12 protein-coding genes are annotated in these 16309 nt (G+C 72.4%); 7 read left to right on the top strand and 5 right to left on the bottom strand.

What is annotated here, in order from left to right:
• Positions 1-153 precede the first annotated feature (153 nt).
• From HET64_RS04625 to HET64_RS04605, 5 genes are read left to right on the top strand one after another with little or no spacing between them, the layout of a single operon-like run.
• The gene (locus tag HET64_RS04625; RefSeq protein WP_215102581.1) at positions 154-5994 is read left to right on the top strand and encodes a type I polyketide synthase; all 5841 of its coding nucleotides are present in this window, start codon (positions 154-156) and stop codon (positions 5992-5994) included.
• Entirely contained in the window at positions 5991-6539 is a 549-nt protein-coding gene (gene sgcE6, locus HET64_RS04620) for an NADH-dependent FAD reductase SgcE6 (protein ID WP_215102579.1), read from the top strand. The genes HET64_RS04625 and sgcE6 overlap by 4 nt, the downstream gene beginning before the upstream one ends.
• Positions 6536-7885 (top strand): cytochrome P450, encoded by a 1350-nt coding sequence (locus HET64_RS04615; RefSeq protein ID WP_215102578.1) that lies wholly within the window; start codon positions 6536-6538, stop codon positions 7883-7885. Before sgcE6 ends, HET64_RS04615 begins: the two co-directional genes overlap by 4 nt.
• A gap of 30 nt (positions 7886-7915) precedes the next feature.
• Complete coding sequence (locus HET64_RS04610; protein ID WP_215102576.1) at positions 7916-8212, top strand: hypothetical protein; 297 nt, start codon at positions 7916-7918, stop codon at positions 8210-8212.
• 31 nt (positions 8213-8243) lie between these two features.
• A complete protein-coding gene (locus HET64_RS04605) occupies positions 8244-9281 on the top strand; it encodes a carboxymuconolactone decarboxylase family protein (protein WP_215102575.1) in 1038 nt (345 codons plus the stop codon).
• A 31-nt stretch (positions 9282-9312) separates the two neighbouring features.
• On the opposite strand, the gene HET64_RS04600 is transcribed toward HET64_RS04605, so the two are convergent.
• Both HET64_RS04600 and HET64_RS04595 read right to left on the bottom strand, forming a co-directional pair.
• On the bottom strand, positions 9313-10233 hold the full coding sequence (locus HET64_RS04600; protein WP_215102573.1) for an oxidoreductase: 921 nt from the start codon (positions 10231-10233) through the stop codon (positions 9313-9315).
• 26 nt (positions 10234-10259) lie between these two features.
• Positions 10260-10811, bottom strand: a complete 552-nt coding sequence (locus HET64_RS04595) for a carboxymuconolactone decarboxylase family protein (protein ID WP_215102570.1) — start codon at positions 10809-10811, stop codon at positions 10260-10262.
• Positions 10812-11214: 403 nt separating this feature from the next.
• Between HET64_RS04595 and HET64_RS04590 the strand changes: the two genes are divergently transcribed.
• Together HET64_RS04590 and HET64_RS04585 are read left to right on the top strand one after the other, a co-directional pair.
• Positions 11215-11778, top strand: coding sequence for a hypothetical protein (locus HET64_RS04590; RefSeq protein WP_215102568.1), 564 nt, complete (start codon positions 11215-11217; stop codon positions 11776-11778).
• Positions 11779-11782: 4 nt separating this feature from the next.
• Complete coding sequence (locus tag HET64_RS04585) at positions 11783-12250, top strand: hypothetical protein (protein WP_215102566.1); 468 nt, start codon at positions 11783-11785, stop codon at positions 12248-12250.
• Here HET64_RS04585 and HET64_RS04580 read toward each other — a convergent pair.
• The 3 genes from HET64_RS04580 to HET64_RS04570 form a co-directional block, all read right to left on the bottom strand.
• Positions 12219-13556: an activator-dependent family glycosyltransferase gene (locus tag HET64_RS04580; protein ID WP_215102564.1), complete on the bottom strand. Its 1338-nt coding sequence runs from the start codon at positions 13554-13556 to the stop codon at positions 12219-12221. The two genes, HET64_RS04585 and HET64_RS04580, sit on opposite strands and share 32 nt — an antisense overlap.
• A gap of 163 nt (positions 13557-13719) precedes the next feature.
• On the bottom strand, positions 13720-14412 hold the full coding sequence (locus tag HET64_RS04575) for a DUF899 domain-containing protein (RefSeq protein ID WP_215102562.1): 693 nt from the start codon (positions 14410-14412) through the stop codon (positions 13720-13722).
• A gap of 126 nt (positions 14413-14538) precedes the next feature.
• Positions 14539-16125 (bottom strand): MFS transporter, encoded by a 1587-nt coding sequence (locus tag HET64_RS04570; protein WP_215102560.1) that lies wholly within the window; start codon positions 16123-16125, stop codon positions 14539-14541.
• Positions 16126-16309 lie beyond the last annotated feature (184 nt).

Below are 16309 nucleotides of genomic sequence, written 5' to 3'. Positions count from 1 at the left end.
GCCCACTCCCGCCCCCGAGCCGGAGCCGGCACACGCGGCCACGGTGGCGGCTGCCCGCACCGGTGACCCGTGCCGGGACGGCACCTGCCTCCACGGCAAGTGCGCGTCCATGCGGGCTGCGGCGCAGCAGCGGAAAAAGATGGCGGTGCCCGTATGAGCCGTATCGCGATCGTCGGTGTGTCGTGCAGCTACCCCGACGCCACCACCCCGCGCGAACTCTGGGAGAACGCGGTCGCCGGGCGCCGGGCCTTCCGCCGGCTGCCCGACGTGCGCATGCGCCTGGACGACTACTACGACCCGGACCCCGCGGTCCCGGACAAGTTCTATGCCCGTAACGCCGCCGTGCTGGAGGGGTGGGAGTTCGACCGCGTCGCCCACCGCATCGCGGGCGGCACCTACCGTTCCACCGACCTCACGCACTGGCTCGCGCTCGACACCGCGACCCGGGCGCTGGCCGACGCGGGGTTCCCCGCCGGCGAGGGACTCCCCAGGGAGCGCACCGGCGTCGTCGTCGGCAACACCCTCACCGGTGAGTTCGCCCGCGCCAACGTGATGCGGCTGCGCTGGCCGTACGTACGCCGTGTGCTCGCCGACGCCCTCAAGGGGCAGGACTGGGGCGACGAACGCCTCGGTGAGTTCCTGGAAGGGGTGGAGGACGCCTACAAGCAGCCGTTCCCCGCCATCGACGAGGACACCCTCGCGGGCGGTCTGTCCAACACCATCGCCGGCCGGATCTGCAATCACTTCGATCTGAACGGCGGCGGATACACCGTCGACGGCGCGTGCTCGTCCTCACTCCTGTCGGTCACCACCGCCTCCTCCTCCCTGCTGAACGGGGACCTCGACGTCGCCGTCGCCGGAGGCGTCGACATGTCCATCGACCCCTTCGAGATCATCGGCTTCGCCAAGACCGGAGCGCTCGCCAGGACGGAGATGCGACTCTACGACCGCGGCTCCAACGGCTTCTGGCCCGGCGAGGGCTGCGGCATGGTCGTCCTCATGCGCGAGGAGGACGCCCTCGCCGCCGGACACCGCGTCTATGCCTCGATCGCCGGCTGGGGCATCTCCTCCGACGGACAGGGCGGCATCACCCGCCCCGAAGTCAGCGGCTATCAGCTCGCCCTGGCCCGCGCCTACGAACGGGCCGGTTTCGGCATCGACACCGTCCCGCTCTTCGAGGGCCACGGCACCGGAACCGCCGTCGGCGACGCGACCGAGCTCAGGGCGATCATGGGCGCCCGCGCCCAGGCCGACCCGCACGCTCCCAGCGCCGTCATCAGCTCCGTCAAGGGCATGATCGGCCACACCAAGGCCGCCGCCGGAATCGCCGGACTGATCAAGGCCACGATGGCCCTGGACGCCGCGATGCTGCCGCCCGCCATCGGCTGCGTCGACCCGCACGAGCTGCTCACCGAGGAGTCGGCCAACCTGCGGGTGCTGCGCCGGGCCGAGGCCTGGCCGAGCGGCGCACCGCTGCGCGCCGGGATCACCGCCATGGGGTTCGGCGGGATCAACACCCATGTCGTCCTCGACAGGGCCGTGCCGACGGGACGCCGGACCCTCAGCCGACGGTCCACCACCCTGGCCAACTCGCTCCAGGACGCCGAACTCCTCCTCCTGGACGCCGCGTCACCGCAGGCGCTCAGGGAACGCCTCTCTCAGGTCGCCGACTTCGCCATCAAGGTCTCCTACGCCCAGCTCGCCGACCTGGCCGCCACCCTCCAGCGCGAACTGCGCGAACTCCCCCATCGGGCGGCCGTCGTCGTCACCTCGCCGGAGGACGCCGAAGTGCGGCTGCGACGGCTGGCGGAGGCGCCGAACACGGACGGGAGTATCACGCTCTCCCCCGACGGACGTGCCTTCATCGGCCGGGCGAAGGACGCCGCCCGCATCGGCTTCCTCTTCCCGGGGCAGGGCTCGGGCACCTCGACCGGCGGGGGTGCGCTCGCCCGCCGCTTCACCGAGGCCGCCGACGTGTACCGGCGGGCCGGACTGCCCACCACAGGCGACATGGTCGCCACCGACGTGGCCCAGCCCCGCATCGTGACCGGCTCCACGGCCGGGCTGCGCGTCCTGGACGCGCTCGGCATCGAGGCCGACATCGCCGTCGGCCACAGCCTCGGCGAACTCTCCGCCCTGCACTGGGCGGGGGCCCTGGACTCAACCACCCTGCTGGAGGCCGCCCGGGTCCGGGGTGCGGCCATGGCCGAGCACAGCGCCTCGGGCACCATGGCCTCGCTGGCCGCCACACCCGAGGAGGCCGGGGAGCTCATCGCGGACCTGCCCGTCGTCGTCTCCGGTTACAACGGGCCCCGGCAGACCGTCGTCGCCGGAACCGTCGAGGCCATCGCCACCGTCAGCGAACGGGCCGAGCGAGCCGGTGTCTCCTGCACCGGCCTCGCGGTCTCGCACGCGTTTCACTCGCCCCTCGTCGCTCCGGCCGCCGACGCCTTCGGCGACTGGCTCGCCGGAGAGCGCCTGGCCGAGGTGGACCGCCGGGTCGTCTCCACCGTCACCGGCGAAGAGCTGGAGAGCGACACCGACCTGTCGAAGCTGCTGCGGCAGCAGATCACCGACCCGGTGCTGTTCACCCAGGCGGTCCGGTCGGCCGCCCCCGACGTCGACCTGTTCGTCGAGGTCGGCCCCGGTCGGGTGCTCACCGGCATGGCGGCGGCCACCGCCGACGTACCGGCCGTCGCCCTCAACACCGACGACGACTCCCTGCGCGGACTGCTCCAGGTCGTCGGCGCCGCCTATGTCCTGGGCGCCCCGCTCATCCACGAACGGCTGTTCAACGACCGGCTGACCCGGCCGCTGGAGGTCGGCGCCGAGTTCAGCTTCCTGGCCAATCCCTGCGAACAGGCACCCGACGTCGCCCTGCCCGCCACGCGCGCCCCCCGGGCGGAGGGTTCCGGCGACGGCGCCACCGAGCGGGCCGGCGGCTCGGCCGGTGAGTCGGCGCTCGACGTGCTGCGCGCCCTGGTCTCCGAACGGGCGGAGCTGCCGCCCGAACTGGTCGACGACAGCAGCAACCTCCTGGACGACCTGCACATGAGCTCGATCACGGTCGGCCAGATCGTCAACCAGGCCGCAGTCCAGCTCGGCCTCACCGCCGCTCATGTACCGACCAACTTCGCCACCGCCACGATGGCCGAACTGGCCGAGGCGCTCACCACGCTCGCCGGTACGGACGACGGCGACGCCCCCGCACCCGTCGTGGCGGGAGCCGCCGCATGGGCCCGCCCCTTCGCCGTCGACCTCGACGAAGTCCCTCTGCCCGCACCGGTGTCGGGCGGCGACAACGAGTCCTGGGAGCTGTTCACCCCCCAGGACCACACCTTCGCCCAGGACGTGCGCAGCGCCCTGGAGAAGGCCGCGGTGGGCTCCGGGGTACTGGTCTGCCTGCCGCCCGACTGCGCCCGGGAGCAGATCGAGCACGCGCTGGAGGGCGCCAAGGCCGCCCTCGCCGGCGACCGCGAGCGCCGCTTCGTCCTGGTGCAGCACGGCCGGGGCGCGGCCGGACTGGCCAAGACCCTCCATCTGGAGGCGTCCCACCTGCGGACGACCGTCGTCCACACCCCGATCTGCGACGGCGCCGCGGAGCGGGTGGCCGCCGAGGTCGCCGCGACCGCCCGCTTCAGCGAGGTCCACCTCGCCGCGGACGGCACCCGCCGCGTCCCGGTACTGCGCGCCCTGCCGATCCGCGCCGAGCGCACCGAACAGGTCCTGGGGGACTCCGACGTCCTGCTCGTCACCGGCGGCGGCAAGGGCATCACCGCCGAGTGCGCCCTGGCCGTGGCACGGCAGACCGGCGTCAAGCTGGCTGTCCTCGGCCGGTCGGATCCCGCCCGGGACGAGGACCTCGCCGCGAACCTGCGGCGGATGGCGGACAGCGGGGCGACGGTGCGCTATGCCGGCGCCGACGTCACCGACCCGGTCCGCGTCGCCGCGGCCATCGCCGAACTCACCGACGCGCTCGGCCCCGTCAGCGCCGTACTCCACGGGGCGGGCCGCAACGAGCCCGCCTCCCTCACCGGTCTCGGCATGGACGACTTCCACGCCACGTTCGCCCCCAAGGTCGACGGTCTGGACGTCGTCCTGGACGCCGTCGGCGAGAGGAACCTGAAACTCCTCGTCACCTTCGGCAGCATCATCGGCCGGTCCGGGCTGCGCGGCGAGGCGCATTACGCCACCGCCAACGAATGGCTGGCCGACCGGACCGAGAAGGTCGCCCGCGACCATCCGGGCTGCCGTGCGCTGTGCATGGAATGGTCCGTGTGGTCCGGGATCGGCATGGGCGAGAAGCTCTCCGTCGTCGAGTCGCTGTCCCGCGAGGGCATCGTCCCGGTCTCGCCCGACCAGGGCGTCGAGATCCTGCTGCGGCTGATCTCGGACCCGGACGCCCCCGTGGTGACGGTGATCAGCGGACGGACCGAAGGCATCGGAACGGTACGGCGCGACCTCCCGCCGATGCCGCTCCTGCGGTTCACCGGGACCCCGCTGGTGCGCTACCACGGCGTCGAACTCGTCACCGAGGCCGAACTGAACGCGGGAACCGACCTCTACCTCGCCGACCACCTCCTGGACGACAACCTGCTGATGCCCGCCGTGATCGGTATGGAGGCCATGGTGCAGGTGGCGTCCGCGCTCACCGGACGCGCCGACGTACCGGTCATCGAGGGGGCGCGGTTCCTGCGGCCCATCGTGGTGCCGCCCGCGGGGACCACCCGCATCCGGATCGCCGCGACCGTCACCGACACCGACACGGTGGACGTGGCCGTGCACGCGGAGGACACCGGATTCGTCGCCGAGCACTTCCGGGCCCGGCTGGTCTACTCCGGGGCCGCGATCCCGGACGGGCCGCCTGCCCAGGTGGGCCCGGAAGTGCCGCCGGCCCCACTGGACCCGGCGGCCGACCTGTACGGCGGTCTCCTCTTCCAGGGCGAGCGTTTCCAGCGGCTGCGCCGCTTCCGCAGGGCCGCCGCCCGGCACGTCGACGCCGATGTGGCGATCGCCGCGCCGTCCGGCTGGTTCGCCGGCTTCCTGCCGGACACGCTGCTGCTGGCCGACCCGGGGATGCGGGACGCTCTGATGCACGGCAACCAGGTGTGCGTCCCCGACGCGACCCTGCTGCCGTCCGGTATCGAGCGGCTGTACCCGATGCCCGCCGGCGGCGACCTGCCGCAGGAGGTGCGCTACTGCGCCACCGAGCGCCACCGGGACGGCGACACCTACGTGTACGACATCGCGGTACGCACCGCCGACGGCACGGTCGTCGAGCGGTGGGAGGGGCTGACCCTCCACGCCGTGCGCAAGACGGACGGCTCCGGGCCCTGGGTCGCCCCGTTGCTCGGCTCCTACCTGGAGCGGGCGGTGGAGGAGGTGCTCGGCACCCACCTCGACATCGCCGTCGAACCGGACCTCCCCGGCGCCGGGGAGTCCGCCGACGAGCGTCGCGCGGCCACCGCACGGGCCGTTCAGCGGGCACTGGGCGAGAGCGCCGAGGTGCGCTACAGGCCCGACGGACGCCCCGAACTCGTCGGCGGCCGGGAGATCTCGGCGGCCCACGGCCTGGGGGTGACCCTCGGAGTCGCCGCCGCGGGAACCGTGGCCTGCGACATCGAGGCGGTCTGCGTCCGCGACGCCGACACGTGGGCGGGGCTGCTCGGTGAACACGCCGGGCTGGCCGCTCAGGTCGTCAAACAGACGGGCGAGGCCCCGGACACCGCGGCGACTCGGGTGTGGGGCGCCGTCGAATGCCTCAGGAAGGCCGGGCTGATGGCCGGGGCGCCGCTCACCCTGACTCCGCCGAACCGGGACAACTGGGTGGTCCTCGCCTCGGGCGGCCTGCGGATCGCCACGTTCGTCACGACGTTGCGCGACGCCCTGGAGCCGGCGGTCGTCGCCTTTCTCGCACCGATCCCCGATGCGTCGGCACCCGAGCCGGCGTCCTCCGCGGCCGGGCGCCGGCCGCCGACAGGGAGGCAGACATGAGCCCGACCACCGTTCCGTCCATGGAACTCGTCGATCTGGAGGACCGCAAACAACTGCGGGGCGTGTTCGGCGCCTTCCCCACCGGAGTCACTGTGGTGACCGTCGGCGGGGACTCTCCGAGGGGCATGACGGCCAGCTCGTTCACCTCCGTCTCCCTCGCCCCGCCCCTGGTGCTCGTCTGCGTCGGCAAGGACGCGGTGATGCACGGCAACCTCGACCGTTCGCAGACGTTCTCGGTCTCGGTGCTCGACATCGGACAGGAGGCCGTCGCGCGCCACTTCGCCGACCACTCGCGCCCCGTCGGAGCCGGCCAGTTCGACGCCGTCGGCTGGCAGCCCGGGCGGAAGTCCGGCGCACCGCTGATCGCCGGCGCCGTGGCTCATCTGGAGTGCGAGAAGAAGGTGTTGTACGAGGGCGGTGACCACACGATCTTCGTCGGCGAGGTGGTCTCGGCGGTGCGCTGGCCGTTCCGTGAGGCCCTGCTGTTCTCCGGCGGCCGCTTCCGGCGGTTCGCCCCCGAACACCGCGAAGGCCATGTGGCATGAGGACCGACCCGCCGGGCCCGCCGGTGAGCGCCCTGCCGGGCCTGCTGAGGAAGCTGGCCGTGGACCGCCTGGAGATGATGAAGGACGCGGCCGCCCTGGGAGACGCCGTACGGGTCTCCATGGGGCCCAAGAAGCTGTACATCTTCAACCGGCCCGACTACGCCAAGCACGTGCTGGCCGACAACAGCGACAACTACCACAAGGGCATCGGCCTCGTGCAGTCCCGCCGGGTCCTGGGCGACGGCCTGCTGACCAGCGACGGTGAGGTATGGCGGGCCCAGCGCCAGACGGTGCAGCCCGCGTTCAAGCCGGGGCGCATCAACCGGCAGGCGAACGCGATCGCGGAGGAGGGTGCCAAGCTGGTGGCCCTCCTGCGTGCCCACGAGGGGGGCGGCCCGGTCGACGTCCTCCACGAGGTCACCGGACTCACCCTCGGTGTCCTCGGCCGCACCCTGCTCGACTCCGACCTCTCCTCGCAGGACACCCTCGCGCCGTCCTTCGAGGAGGTGCAGGACCAGGCGATGCTGGAGATGGTCTCCCAGGGCCTGGTGCCCGGCTGGCTCCCGCTGCCTCCGCAGGCCCGCTTCCGCCGGGCCCGCCGGGAGCTGTACAGGGTGGCGGACCTGCTGGTGGCCGACCGCAGCGCGCGGATGGCCGACGGCGAGCCCGGCGACGACGCGCTGTCCCGGATCATCGAGGCCGCCGGGCGGGGGAACGGACCGCCCCGGCGGGTCCGCGGAAAGCTCCGGGAGGAGCTGGTCACCCTGCTCCTCGCGGGGCACGAGACGACGGCCAGTACGCTCGGCTGGACGCTGCACCTGCTGGAGCGTCATCCCGAGGTCCGCGCGGCCGTCCGCGAGGAGGCCAGGAGCGTCCTGGGCGACCGTCTCCCGGACCTCGACGACCTGCACCGGTTGACCTGGACGACCAAGGTCGTCCAGGAGGCCATGCGGCTCTACCCGCCGGTGTGGGTCCTGCCCCGGGTGGCCCAGCGGGAGGACGAGGTCGGCGGCTACACGGTGTCGGCCAAGGCCGACGTCCTGATCTGCCCGTACATCATGCACCGCAACCCACGCCTCTGGGAGGACCCCGAACGCTTCGACCCCGAGCGCTTCGACCCACAGGCGGTGGCCAGCCGCCCGCGGTACGCCTACATCCCCTTCGGCGCGGGGCCCCGCTTCTGCGTAGGCAGCAACCTCGGCATGATGGAGGCGGTCTTCGTGACCGCGCTGATCACCCGGGACCTCGACCTGCGCACCGTACCCGGGCACCGGGCGGTCGCCGAGCCCATGCTGTCGCTGCGGATGCGGGGCGGGCTGCCGATGACGGTCAGCGTGGCGGGCTGATGGACGCCGGCCCCTGTGAGGAGGTACCCCATGAGCGACACCGACCACTCGTCCCGGGCACCGGCCGGGGCGACGCCCGCCGTCGGGCCGCCGGCGGGCCCGGACGTCGGCCTCGGCACGGCGGCGGCCTCGCCCGCCCCGTACAACGCGTCCGCCGCGCAGGAGGCCGCCACCTCGCTGGTCCGGCTGCTGATGGAGCAGATGGGGTTCGGCCCCGACGACATCGCACCGGGGGGCCGGGGCCCGGCCGACGAGCCGGTGCGTCCGCCGCGGACCGCCGAGGACCTACCGGGGACGCGCTGTCACCGACGCGGGGATACCCCTTGAGGCAGGAGAGGCAGGAGAGGGAGGAGTGGCGATGAGACCGCTCGTACGGGCCGTACTGAGGGGTTCCCTGCGGCAGGTGCGGTACGTGGACGTGATCGCCCCACACCGTGCCCGGGGCCTGGTGGCGCAGGTGTACCGGGCGACGGAGCGGGACTTCGGGGTGCTCGCACCGCCGGTGGCCCTCCACTCGCCGGCCGCCGCGTCGCTGGCGGCGACGTGGCTGATGCTGCGTGAGGTCCTGCTGGTGGACGGGCGGGTGAGCCGCGCGGTGAAGGAGACGGTCGCCACCGCGGTCTCACGCGCCAACGACTGCCCGTACTGCGTCCATGTGCACCAGGCGGTTCTCGGGACGCTGCCGCCGGACAGGACGGTCTCCCGGATCGCCGAGTGGGCCGCGGCGGCCGGACGGCACCACCCGGGAGACCCGGCCGGGAGCGCCCCGCCCCCGTTCACCGAAGCACAGCTGCCGGAACTCTGCGGCGTCGTGGTGACGTTCCATTACATCAACCGCATGGTGAGCGTCTTCCTGGCCGACTCCCCCATGCCCGCCCTGACACCGGCACCCCTGCGTGCCCCGATCATGCGGACCACGGCCCTGGCCATGCGTCCCGTCGCTCCGGGCCCGATGGCGCCGGGCGCCTCGCTGGAGCTCCTGCCCGCGGCCGCCCTGCCCCCGGGACTGGAGTGGGCACTGGGCAGTCCTCCCGTGGCCGAGGCCTTCGGGCGGGCCTTCGCCGCCGTGGACCAGGGGGCGCGCTGGGTGCCGAAACCGGTTCGGGAGAGGCTGCGGTCACGCCTGGACCGGTGGGACGGTTCCGCTCCGGGGCTCGGCCGGGCCTGGCTCGACGAGGCCGTATCGGCGCTGCCGGCCGAGGATGTGCCCGCCGCCCGGCTCGTCCTGCTGACCGCCTTCGCTCCGTACCAGACGCTCCCGGAGGACGTCGCGGCGTTCAGAGTCCGGTTCCCCACCGACCGCGAGCTCGTCGAGCTGACGTCCTGGGCCGCCCTGACCACCGCGGTGCGGATCGGCGGCAGGCTCCCCCCGTCCCGCCCCGCCCGGCCGGCGTGAGACCGGGCGCGGGCCCGACGGGTCGCGGGAGTCAGAAGAGAGGGCGCACTCCGGTCAGACGCTCGGACTCGTCCCACAGGCGGCGCCGGACCTCCGCGTCACGGGCCGCCCTGCCGGGACGGACGAGCCCGGGTGCGCCCTGTGTCTGGGTCACGCCGAGCGGCCCGTAGAACTCACCGCCCCGCGCCCCGGCGTCGGTGGCGGCGCGGAGTCCGGGCAGCATCCCCATGGCGGCGGGCTGGAGGAACAGCGGAGCGAACACCGAGCCGAACCTGCGTACGGGGGCCGGGAAGTCCCGGCCCAGGCCGGTCGCGGCCAGCCCGGGGTGGGCAGCGAGCGAGGCCAGCTCCGAGCCCGATTCCGTCAGCCTGCGGTGGAGTTCGAGCGCGAACATGAGGTTGGCCAGTTTGGACTGGTTGTAGGCCCGGTACCGGCTGTAGCGGCGTTCGGCGTCGAGGTCGCGGAAGTCGATGCGCCCCAGCCGGTGGAGGTAGCTGCTGATCGTCACCACACGTGCGCCGGGTACGGCCCGCAGGGTGTCCAGGAGCAGTCCGGTGAGGGCGAAGTGACCGAGGTGGTTCGTGGCGAACTGGAGCTCGTGTCCGTCCGGGGTGCGGGCCCGGTCCGTCCACATCACGCCCGCGTTGTTGACCAGCAGGTCGATACGGGGGAACCGGGCGCGGAGCTCCTTCGCCCCGGCCCGCACCGAGGCGAGATCCGCGAGGTCCAGCTCCTGGACCGTCAGGGCGGCCGCCGGCACACCTGCCCGGACACGGTCCGCCGCGGCGGCCCCACGCTCCGGGTCGCGGACGGCCAGCACCACATGGGCACCCCGCCGGGCGAGTTCCTCCGCCAGGTGCAGTCCGATGCCGGAACTCGCGCCGGTGACCACCGCGGTGGTACCCGTCCGGTCCGGAACGTCGGCAGTGCCCCACCTGCGCCGGATGCTCATGAGTCTTCCCTTCCTGGGTGGTCGCGTCAGTCGCCCCGGACGATCCCGCCCCGGTAGCCGTCGGCCACGATCCGCCGGGCGGAGTGCCGGTAGTACTCGTCGTCCTTGGGCAGCTCGGTGGCGAGGCCGCTGACGTAGCGGTTGTACATGCAGAACGCCGCGGCGATCAGCACGGTGTCGTGCAGGTCCGTGTCGTCCGCGCCCTCGGCGCGGGCTGCCGCGATCGTCCGGTCGGAGACCGGACGTGCGGAACCCTGGACCTCGGCCGCCACGTTCAGCAGCGCCCGCAGCCGACCACTGACCGGTGCGGTTTCGGGGTCGGCCAGGACGGCCCGGACCAGCTGCCGGCCCCCCGCCAACTGCGCGGCGGCGAAGGCGCCGTGCGAGGAGGCGCAGAACTCGGTGTCGTTGAGCCGCGAGACGTACGCCGCGATCAGCTCCCGCTCTCCCGGGTCGAGCGAGGACGGCGCTCGCAGCAGGGCGTTCGCGAGGTCGCCCAGCGGACCGGCGGTGTCGGGACGGTGAGCCATCAGGCCGGTGATTCCGGGAAGGTCGTTGTCGAGTGCGATGTGGGGCATGGCTGTTCCTCCGGTGGATAGAGAGGGGGGAAGAGCGGCCGGCGAGGTACGGAGCGACTGCGGGCCGCCGGGCCTCGTGATGTCAGGAAGCTAGTGAACGGGCCCGCCGGTGGCAACCGTCCGCAGGACCCCAGGGGCCCGACGGCACCGTGACCGGAGTACCGGCCCGGCGCGGGGGCGGGGAGGGCCGGTCCTCGCGCGATCAAGTCGCTGAGCAGCGGCATCTGTTCGGCGAGGGCCGGGTCGGCCGGCGCCGTGAACCCCGCGGGCGCCCGTGCCGGGGTGCCCGGAGCGGGCGCGAGGGTCCGCGCCCCGTCCCCCGAGGAGAGCACGGCGGAAGAAGCCCGCGCGCGCACAAGCCTGATGTCATGAGCAACAGTTTCCCGACCTCGGAGGTTCAGACATGGCCATCAGCACGGGAGCGCCACCGCGCACGCTGCGGGGCGGTCTCGACTCCCTCAACAGCCGCCACCACCAACTCGGGCTGCGCCTCTTCCTGTTCATCGTCGTCGCGCACTGGGCGGAGCACCTGGTCCAGGCGTACCAGATCTACGTCATGGGCTGGCCCATCCCCGAGGCGCGCGGTGTGCTCGGGATGCCGTTCCCGTGGCTCGTCACATCGGAATGGATGCACTACGGCTACGCCCTGGTGATGATGGCCGGCCTGTTCCTGCTGCGCTCGGGCTTCACCGGCCGCTCCAGGACCTGGTGGAACGTGTCACTCGGCATCCAGGTGTGGCATCACCTGGAGCACCTGCTGCTTCTGCTCCAGGTGCTCGCGGGCGCCAACCTGCTGGGCAAGGCCGCTCCGACGAGCCTGATCCAGCTGCTCATCCCCCGGGTGGAGCTGCACCTCTTCTACAACACGCTGGTCACCGTCCCCATGGTGGTGGCGATGTACCTGCACACCCGTGCGAACCGACCGGACAACGCCGCCGCACGGTGCGCCTGCGCGCCGAAGGACTGACCGCATGGCCACGAGCAGGAGGGAACCCTCCGGTTTCGTGTCGCTGCTCCTCCTCCTGGCCGGAGTCCTGCTGTTCTGGCTGACGGTGCCGAATCTCGGCAACGCCGCCAGGGCGGCCACGGCGGACGGGCCGCGGGGCACCTTCACCGCGGCCCGTCTGGTCTGCGTGGGGCACTCCGGGCACACCACCTGCGAATGGTCGGGAACGTTCCGGTCCGACGACGGCACCGTGGAGACCGGTAGCGTCAAGCTGTACGGCAGCGGCCGGGGCACCTTCGAGGCCGGGCAGACGGCGCCGGCCGTGGACGTGGGCAACGCGGGGCGGGTCTACGACCCGAGCGGATCGCGCGCGTGGATCGTCACGGTCCTCCTGGTGGTGCTCGCCTACGTCCTGCTCGTGACCGTGGCCCGCCGGTGGGGCCGATCGCGCCCGGGAGGGCTCAGCGGGGTGTGCCCCAGTGCTCCGCGGTGAGTTTCTCCAGCACCGGGACGATGTCGTTGGGGCTCGGCATGGCGATCATCTCTGTCCGCAGCCGGGCCGCGTTCTCGGTGAACTCCTTTTCGTCGAGCACGCGTACGAGGTGGTCACGCAGCTCCTTGGCAGTGAGCTGGTCGGCATCGGCGACATAGACGCCGGCGCCCCGCTCCTCCACGCCGTTGGCCATGGCGACCGGGCCCCACCACTTCTCGCTCCAGTACATGGTGGGCACGATGAGCTGCGGTACACCGTGCTCAAGGGCGGCCGCGAAAGCCCCGGCGCCACCACTGTGGACCAGGGCCGAGCAGGTCGGCAACAGCACGTTGAGCGGGACGAAGTCGGCCACCCGGACGTTGTCCGGGATCCGTTGTCCCGGCTCCAGCTGGTCCCGGGTGAAGGTCGCCACCACCTCGATGTCGAGATCGGCCACCGCGTCGAGCAGGTCACGGGTGGACGCCGAGTGACCGAAGCCGCCCTCCCGGTGAGCGAGGCCGAGGGTGATGCAGACGCGCCGCCGGGTGGGAGGTTCGTAGGCCCAGGGCGGGGTGGTGGAAGGGCCGTTGAACGGCACGTGACGCAGGGGGATGTAGGACACGCCGGCCGGCCGGTGGATCCACGGCGGCATGGGGAAGAGGGTCCACCGGCCGAGCACGGCGTCCTCGTCGAACTCCTGCCCGTAGCCGCGCAGGATCGGCTCCAGCCACTCCCGCAGGGGATCGGCGGGAGAGGGAGGTGCGGCGGGGTCGTCGCGCCAGTGGGCCCAGAACTCGTGGCACGCCTTCCGCAGCTGCCCGAGGCCGTCGGCGCCGAACAGGATGCGGGCGTGGGCAGCTCCGGTGACGCGGGCGGCGACCGAACCGGTGAAGGTGAACGTGTCCGAGACGATCAGGTCGGGCCGCCACAGCCGGGCGAAGCGTACGAGGTCGTGGAAGGCCTCGTCAGGATTGAACATGCCGCGCCATCCCCGGACGTTCGACGCCATCTCGGCGACCGGGTCGCCCAGGGGGTACTGGCTCTGGTGCGACTTCGCACGCGGCGGCACGGGACCGGCTGCCGTGACGGACTCCGGTGGAGCGGGGGCGGCCGGGGCCTCGTCGGGGGCGGAAGCCGCCATGTGCGCGCTCAGGCTGACCAGCGGGCCGATGGTCACCCCGGTGAGACCGGAGTGGGCGATGTCGTCCGCCAGATCCGGGGATGCCGCGATGCGCACATCGTGTCCTGCCGTCCGCAGTGCCCACGCCAGCGGTGTCTGCACGTACAGATGCGACCTGAAGGGCGCGGCGACGAAGAGAATGCGCACGGACTGCCTCCCGTTCCCCTGTGTTCCCGTGTGTTCCGCGTACAACGGACGGACGGTACCGCCGGAATCCACGCTCGCGCTTCTTCCGGATTGCCGTTCCCCGGCGGCCCGGCCGCTTCCGGACGTGAGGCCGCGGGCCTGTCGGCCCTCGCCCCGGCCGGCCTCAGCCGCCGTCCCTGCCCAGGGGCGTGAGGTCGAGGTAGTTGAGGGTGAAGAGCAGGATGTCCAGCCCGCGGGAGAAGGACGAGTAGGTGTGGTAAATGGAGTCGCCCTCACTCAGGAAGACGCTGACCGCGGGCAGTTCGTGGCCCCACACGTCCCAAGGTCCGACCGCTTCCTCGTGCTCCTCCTTGGTCCGGAAGTTGATCAACAACGGCTGCTTCGACTCGTCGAGGGTCGCGTGGAAGTCGTAGTTGAAGTGGCTTCCGTACGAGGAGAAGTAGGGAACGCTCCACCCCATCCGCTCCTTGTAGCGCTGGATCTTGGCGTACGGTGCGCGCGAGACCAGCGCCAGGCTGGTACCGCGCTCGTGCAGGTGCGGCAGATGACCCAGGTCGCGGATCTGGAAACGGCAGCTCGAACAGCCCTCGTCCCAGGACGGATCGAACATGACGTGGTGGACGATGAGCTGGCGCCGGCCCTCGAACAGGTCGAGGAGCCCCACGTCGCCGTCCGGGCCCTCGAAGACGTAGTCCTTCTCCACCGCCACCATGGGGAGTTCGCGGCGCTGGGCGTTGAGGGCGTCCCGGGCGCGGGTGAACTCCTTCTCCCTGACGAGGAACTCGCGGCGCGCGGCGAGCCACTCCTGCGGCGAGACGACTCGGGGAAGGGACTGCTGCTTCTCTGCTTCGGTCATGGTGGTGTTCCTTTTCTCGATGTGCCACGGGCGCGGGGCGACGGCCGGGAGCGGGGCGCTGAGCCCCGGAACGGTGCCGTGCCGCCGTCCGCCCGGAGCGCGGCCGGCCGTGTTCTTCCGCCCGCCTCAGCCGGAGTCGGCGACCGACCGCTCCGTGGCCACGGGCTCTCCCTCGGAGGCGACCGGATCCAACGGGACCGGTGGGCGCAGCGCGGTGTACGCGAGGACGGCGAGCGCGGCGACGAGGACGGCGCTGGCCGCGGCGGCGATGTTGAGTCCGGCGGTGAAGGCTTCGCGAGCATCGGCGATCAGGCCGGTGGCAACGGGACCGTCCAGTCGCGCGGCGGCGGCCAGGGCCTCCCCGATGGTCTCGCGGGACGCCTCCCGGGCCCCGGCGGGCACCCCTGACAGGTCGAGGCCGGACATCCGGCTGCCGTACACGGCGGCGCCGACGCTACCCAGCGTCGCGACGCCGAACGCGATGCCGAAGTCGCCGCTCGTCTGCGAGAGGGACGCCGCCGATCCCGCCTTCTCGGGCCGGACCGTGCCGACGATCAGATCCTGGCAGACGGCGCCCATGAGTCCGACGCCCAGGAAGACCGGTACGATCCCGGCCACCAGCATGCCGAGGCCGTCCGAGATGTCGAGCAGGGCGAGGACGAGGAAGCCTGCCGAGGCGAGAGCCATCCCGCCGGCGATGACGAGCCGGGGGCTGCTGCGCTGTGCGAGGGACGGGGCCAACAGGCTGCCGGCCACCATCGCCAGGGAGGAGGGGACCAGCCACAGTCCCGCCCGCAGCGGCGACAGCCCTTCCACGCTCTGCAGGTACTGCGTGACCAGGAGCATGATCCCGCCCTGGGTGGCGACTCCGAACATCAGAGTGACCAGCGACGAGCTGAAGGCCAGGTTGCCGAAGAGCCGTACGTCGAGCAGGGGGCTTTCCAGTCGTCGCTGCCGCCGTACGAAGAGCACGCCGAAAGCCACGCCGACCACGATGAACAAGCCGGGGACGAACCACGAGTCGCCCCTCGCCAGTTCCTTCATGCCGTAGATCACGGGCAGCAGCGCGGCCAGGGAGACGGCGACACTGACCAGGTCGAGTCGGCCGCCGCCACCGCGGTACTCCGGCAGCATCAGCGGCGCCGCCACCAGCAGCATCACCATCACCGGCACGCCGACCAGGAGGACCGAGCCCCACCAGAAGCGCTCCAGCAGTGCGCCTCCGATCACGGGCCCGGCGGCGGCTCCGCCCATGAAGCAGCTCATCCAGACGCCGATGGCCATGCCCCGCTGCTTCGGGTCGCGGAACATGTTGCTGATCAGCGCCAGCGTCGAGGGCATCAGCGTCGCTCCCGCGACGCCCATGGCGGCCCGGGCCCCGATCAGCATGCCGGGGCTGGTGGAGAAGGCGGCCACCGCCGAGGCCACGCCGAAGGCCGCGGCGCCGTAGAGAAGCAGCTTCCGGCGGCCGATCCGGTCCCCCAGGGTGCCCATGGTCACCAGGAACCCGGCGGTCATGAACCCGTACACGTCGGTGATCCACAGCAGCTGGGTACTGCTGGCCCCGAGGTCGGCGCCGATGCTCGGCAGTGCCAGGTACAGCACGCTGAGGTCGAGGGCCAGCAGCAGGGTGGGCAGTGCCAGCACGGCCAGCCCGATCCATTCCCGCCGTCCCGCCCGTGGCGGTGTTCCGGACGGGGTCCGCGTATCCATGTGTTTCCTCCGTGGTCGAGCGGCCGGGGGCGGCTGTGCGTGCGCCCTCGTCCATGAGTCGGAGCGGACCCGCGGATCTCTACACATCTCGCGCGATTGATCCGCCCGATTCTCCCGGCCGGCGGCAGGTCACCCACGCACGCGGCGAACACCCCCGCCGGTGGCCCGCGTGTAGCATCTCGCG

The organism is Streptomyces sp. McG3 (assembly GCF_018619185.1).
GTDB lineage: Bacteria > Actinomycetota > Actinomycetes > Streptomycetales > Streptomycetaceae > Streptomyces.
Note: the sequence above shows the minus strand (reverse complement) of the source record. Positions and strands in the feature narration are given on the sequence as shown.

Excerpts from the sequence above, each read along its gene's own strand:
- HET64_RS04595 (WP_215102570.1), bottom strand. The coding sequence starts at position 10,811 with ATGCCCCACATCGCACTCGACAACGACCTTCCCGGAATCACCGGCCTG.
- HET64_RS04610 (WP_215102576.1), top strand. The coding sequence starts at position 7,916 with ATGAGCGACACCGACCACTCGTCCCGGGCACCGGCCGGGGCGACGCCC.
- HET64_RS04585 (WP_215102566.1), top strand. The coding sequence starts at position 11,783 with ATGGCCACGAGCAGGAGGGAACCCTCCGGTTTCGTGTCGCTGCTCCTC.
- HET64_RS04590 (WP_215102568.1), top strand. The coding sequence starts at position 11,215 with ATGGCCATCAGCACGGGAGCGCCACCGCGCACGCTGCGGGGCGGTCTC.
- sgcE6 (WP_215102579.1), top strand. The coding sequence starts at position 5,991 with ATGAGCCCGACCACCGTTCCGTCCATGGAACTCGTCGATCTGGAGGAC.
- HET64_RS04615 (WP_215102578.1), top strand. The coding sequence starts at position 6,536 with ATGAGGACCGACCCGCCGGGCCCGCCGGTGAGCGCCCTGCCGGGCCTG.
- HET64_RS04575 (WP_215102562.1), bottom strand. The coding sequence starts at position 14,412 with ATGACCGAAGCAGAGAAGCAGCAGTCCCTTCCCCGAGTCGTCTCGCCG.
- HET64_RS04570 (WP_215102560.1), bottom strand. The coding sequence starts at position 16,125 with ATGGATACGCGGACCCCGTCCGGAACACCGCCACGGGCGGGACGGCGG.
- HET64_RS04600 (WP_215102573.1), bottom strand. The coding sequence starts at position 10,233 with ATGAGCATCCGGCGCAGGTGGGGCACTGCCGACGTTCCGGACCGGACG.
- HET64_RS04625 (WP_215102581.1), top strand. The coding sequence starts at position 154 with ATGAGCCGTATCGCGATCGTCGGTGTGTCGTGCAGCTACCCCGACGCC.
- HET64_RS04605 (WP_215102575.1), top strand. The coding sequence starts at position 8,244 with ATGAGACCGCTCGTACGGGCCGTACTGAGGGGTTCCCTGCGGCAGGTG.